The organism is Dethiosulfatibacter sp., assembly GCF_983023055.1.
Map to the genome: position 1 here is coordinate 1 of NZ_CEZJXU010000251.1, position 3774 is coordinate 3774.

4 protein-coding genes are annotated in these 3774 nt (G+C 33.0%); 3 read left to right on the forward strand and 1 reads right to left on the reverse strand.

Annotation, left to right across the window (positions count from 1 at the left end; genetic code table 11):
• Positions 1-379: 379 nt before the first annotated feature.
• Positions 380-1114 (forward strand): hypothetical protein, encoded by a 735-nt coding sequence (locus AC3AX0_RS09060; RefSeq protein ID WP_487549975.1) that lies wholly within the window; start codon positions 380-382, stop codon positions 1112-1114.
• A gap of 66 nt (positions 1115-1180) precedes the next feature.
• Here AC3AX0_RS09060 and AC3AX0_RS09065 read toward each other — a convergent pair whose 3' ends face one another.
• Positions 1181-2026, reverse strand: coding sequence for a PhzF family phenazine biosynthesis protein (locus AC3AX0_RS09065; protein WP_487549976.1), 846 nt, complete (start codon positions 2024-2026; stop codon positions 1181-1183).
• Positions 2027-2581: 555 nt separating this feature from the next.
• On the opposite strand from AC3AX0_RS09065, the gene AC3AX0_RS09070 reads away from it, so the two are divergent.
• Entirely contained in the window at positions 2582-2731 is a 150-nt protein-coding gene (locus AC3AX0_RS09070) for a hypothetical protein (RefSeq protein ID WP_487549977.1), read from the forward strand.
• A gap of 540 nt (positions 2732-3271) precedes the next feature.
• Entirely contained in the window at positions 3272-3421 is a 150-nt protein-coding gene (locus AC3AX0_RS09075; RefSeq protein WP_487549978.1) for a hypothetical protein, read from the forward strand.
• Positions 3422-3774: the final 353 nt, after the last annotated feature.

Consider the following 3774-nt stretch of genomic DNA (forward strand, 5'->3'; position numbering starts at 1 on the left):
GAAACATATTTGATATACATGTTTTAACAATGAATCAGCTGTTCACAGCATTTGCAATATCTTTAATACCTTTTGTTGCCGGAGAGGCAGGAAAACTGTTTAAAATTTAACGAACTGTCTTTTCAGGTGGTTTCATTCGGTCCCGAAAACATTACATTATTTTAACATAATTGATATTTACAAACCATATTTATTGTGTATAATGATTATGGTTTATAAATTCCCCCCTCTTTAAAATATATATTTTGTTTTGTTGTGCGGATAAGCCCGATTGTTAAGCAATCGGGCATTTTTTTATTTACATGGCAGTATTTTATTTGTATAATAATTAACAGGTTTAAATGAATTTAACCATTCAAACAACTTAAAGGAGTATCCTATGAATTTTACAAAAAAACTAAAACTTCCCATTTTACTGGTAATAACATCAGTTATTCTTTACTACCTTCATTTTAAGATTTTCGACGATTTTCATCATATCGCTTTATACTTCCTTGAGGATCTTGCCTTCATCCCAATTGAAGTAATCTTTGTATCTCTTATAATCCACAAGGCAATAGAGGACCAGGAAAAGGAAAAGATCAGAGAAAAGACAAATGTACTTGTAAGCGTCTTTTTCAGCGAAGCAGGAAACAGCCTTCTAAAGACACTTATCTCTTCAGATGACGAAATACACAACCTGAAGACAATAATCGAAGACAATGTCCATTTTTCGCCTAAGGAGCTAAAGCTTATGAAGGGAGGTTTGAGTAAACACGCATACAAACTAAATTTGGATGCAAAGGATCTATGCGATATTAAATTAATCATGGCATCACACAAGAATTTTATTTTGACACTAATCCAAAACCCACATTTAATAGAACACAACGGACTTACAGACCTTATTCTTGCCATGCTTCACCTCATTGAGGAACTTGGCGCAAGAGAGAACTTGAAATCAATTTCTACCAAAGATATAGAGCATCTCACAGGAGATGTAGAAAGGGTTTATTCACGTCTCGCAAATGAATGGCTTTCATACATGGGATACCAAAAGAAGGAATATCCATTCCTGTTCTCATTCTCATCAAGATCAAATCCATTTTCAAATGGGAACAATATAGAATTTTAAAAATCAAACAACCATGGAAATGATTTATTATCATCTCCATGGTTGTCTTTAAATGAAAAGGTTATACTATTTAATTCTCACCGCTCTTCCACCTACATAAACCTCAGTAACTTCCTTTTCTTCATCAAATACCAGCTCAACAGCTATTTCTGAAGGACTATCCATACAATATCCCTGTTCGAATACATATCTTCCATTTTCACCCTTGTTGCCGTATTTATTAAGGTAACAGGCCAGCGCACAGTTTGAAGTACCCGTTGCCGATTCCTCATCTATTCCGTAGTAGGGAGCGAAGTTTCTCGCATGGGCTGTACCCTCTTCATAGGTATCAAGTGCAAAAGCATGGATTCCCACTGCATCGTACTTCTTGCTTATTTCAGTAATTTTTTCAAAATCAGGTTTCAAATTTAGCAGAATCTCAAGATTTTTCACCGGTAGAAGTATGTCCTTAAGTCCTGTTGAAACCATCTGTATCTTCATATCACCAATATATTCACCTTCAGTACTTGAATAGCATTCTCTTATTTCATCCTTTTCGATAACTTCGAAAAATTCAGGTTTGTTTTGTTCCATGAATACACTATCTTCATAAATCCTCAGCTTTAATACTCCTGCCTTTGTTTCCTGGGTGTAGTTACCCGGGGAGATGATTTTTTTATCTCTCATAAGATTGAATGTCGCTATAGTCGCGTGACCGCAGAGATCCACCTCTTCAGTTGGAGTAAAAAATCTCACCTTGAAATCCGCTGCTTCAGACTTCATTACAAATGCAGTCTCCGAATATCCCACCTCAGCTGCTATTTCCTTCATTTCACTTTCACTCAAGTTGTCGGCATCGAATACTACACCGGCAGGATTGCCTCCCTTTTCAGTCTTGGCAAAAGCACTCATTCTATATACCATATTTGACATAAATGCCTCCTTCCTTTATCCTCAATACCTATTATACTCTATTTCTTCAATCAAGGTCCATAGGTTCAAGCCTATGCCTTTATTTACTCATACTATCCAACCAAATTACTATATTAAACAATACCGCAGCATTTTTCTTTAGTACCAATGATTTTAAATAGATACACAAGACTTTTATTATCATTATTTTGTTAAACTTCCTTTTTATTCGTTTTTATATCTATTTTATTACTTTTTATTAAAATATTCTTATAGAATTATATCTTGCATAGTTTTATGCAAATTCTCTTCATTTACAAGTTTAGATTCATCATCCTGCATCCAAACTTGCATTTTAGCATACATTTGCATAACACCTGATTATTTATACTGTTTTTTGCAAGTTCGGATGTCATCACCAAGACCGTTTCTTGCATTTTTTATTTTAAACTTGCATTTTCTCATTCATTATATAAACTTTTGCGTATCATTTCATGTATTTTTGCAATTTTCTATTGACATCCTGCATTTTAAGTGGTATACTTAGTTCATAAGATAATCAGGGAGGAAAATAATATGAATAAATGTGTGAAGGATAATAAATTTGATGTTGCAAAATTAAAATTCAAGGCTTGTGGTACAGTAACTTGTATTCATAATATTGACAATAAATGTATGCTTAAGAACTGTGAAATGTACGAAAGAGCATTCAGACAAGAGTATTAAACTAAAATATTAAAATTGCCAGTTGGCAATTTTTTTTTGGGTTTATTTCCATTAATTATCCTATCTATACCTATTGATCTCTTCTAGTCATTCACGAACCGAGTTTCTAATCATTCACAAATGTTCCCCTTGTACTCTACTACCCCAGGATCATAATTACTGCAATAAATGAGCTCCCTCCAGATAATATTGCTGCTGGCAACCTATAAAATCTCTGACGTTTTTATGCGTCAATCCACTTTGCATGGAAATTATTTTCGCATTCATATGCATAATATGTTTCCTAAACCTGCATCTCACTCTTGAAACATGTTTATAATTAATGGTGTTTTGAATTTTTATTCCGTTTTTTGCAAGTCAAGGCATCATTTTAACGTTATCTATATAACCATTTATTGCATTTTTGATTCTCATCTTGCGTTTTTACCTTTTTTTTACATTTTTTTATAGTTTTTTTACATTTATTTGCAACATTCCATTGACATCCTGCATTTGCAATGGTATAATTTGTACATAATAAAAAACACGGAGGTTATATTTATGAATAACGAAATGAAAGACAAAGAATTCAATGTTGCAAAACTTAAATTTAGAGGTTGTGGAACAGTAACTTGTATACACAACATAGATAGCAAATGCATGCTTAAAAACTGTGATATGTACGAAAAATCACTAAGACAAGAATATTAAAAAAATTGCCAGGACGGCAATTTTTTTTTGCTTTTTTCAGTTGTTAATATCCATTCAGAAACCTTTATCAACAAAAAATACATATGGATCAATAATTACTAACATAGTTTCCGAAATCATAAAATAAAAACAGATGGATAAGGACGCAGTCCTTCCATCTGTTTTTTAATTGTACATTTACCCATCCAACTTGATAATATAAATTATTCTCCTGCTATTGCCATTTCCACTTCTTCTTCTTCTATCAATGGCTTCATCGTTAAGCCTGTAGCTGCATAGAACAGTGAAAATAGTGGTGAAATCCAAGATAGAAGACAGAATGGTACGAATGATGCTACAGAAGCTCCAAGCAT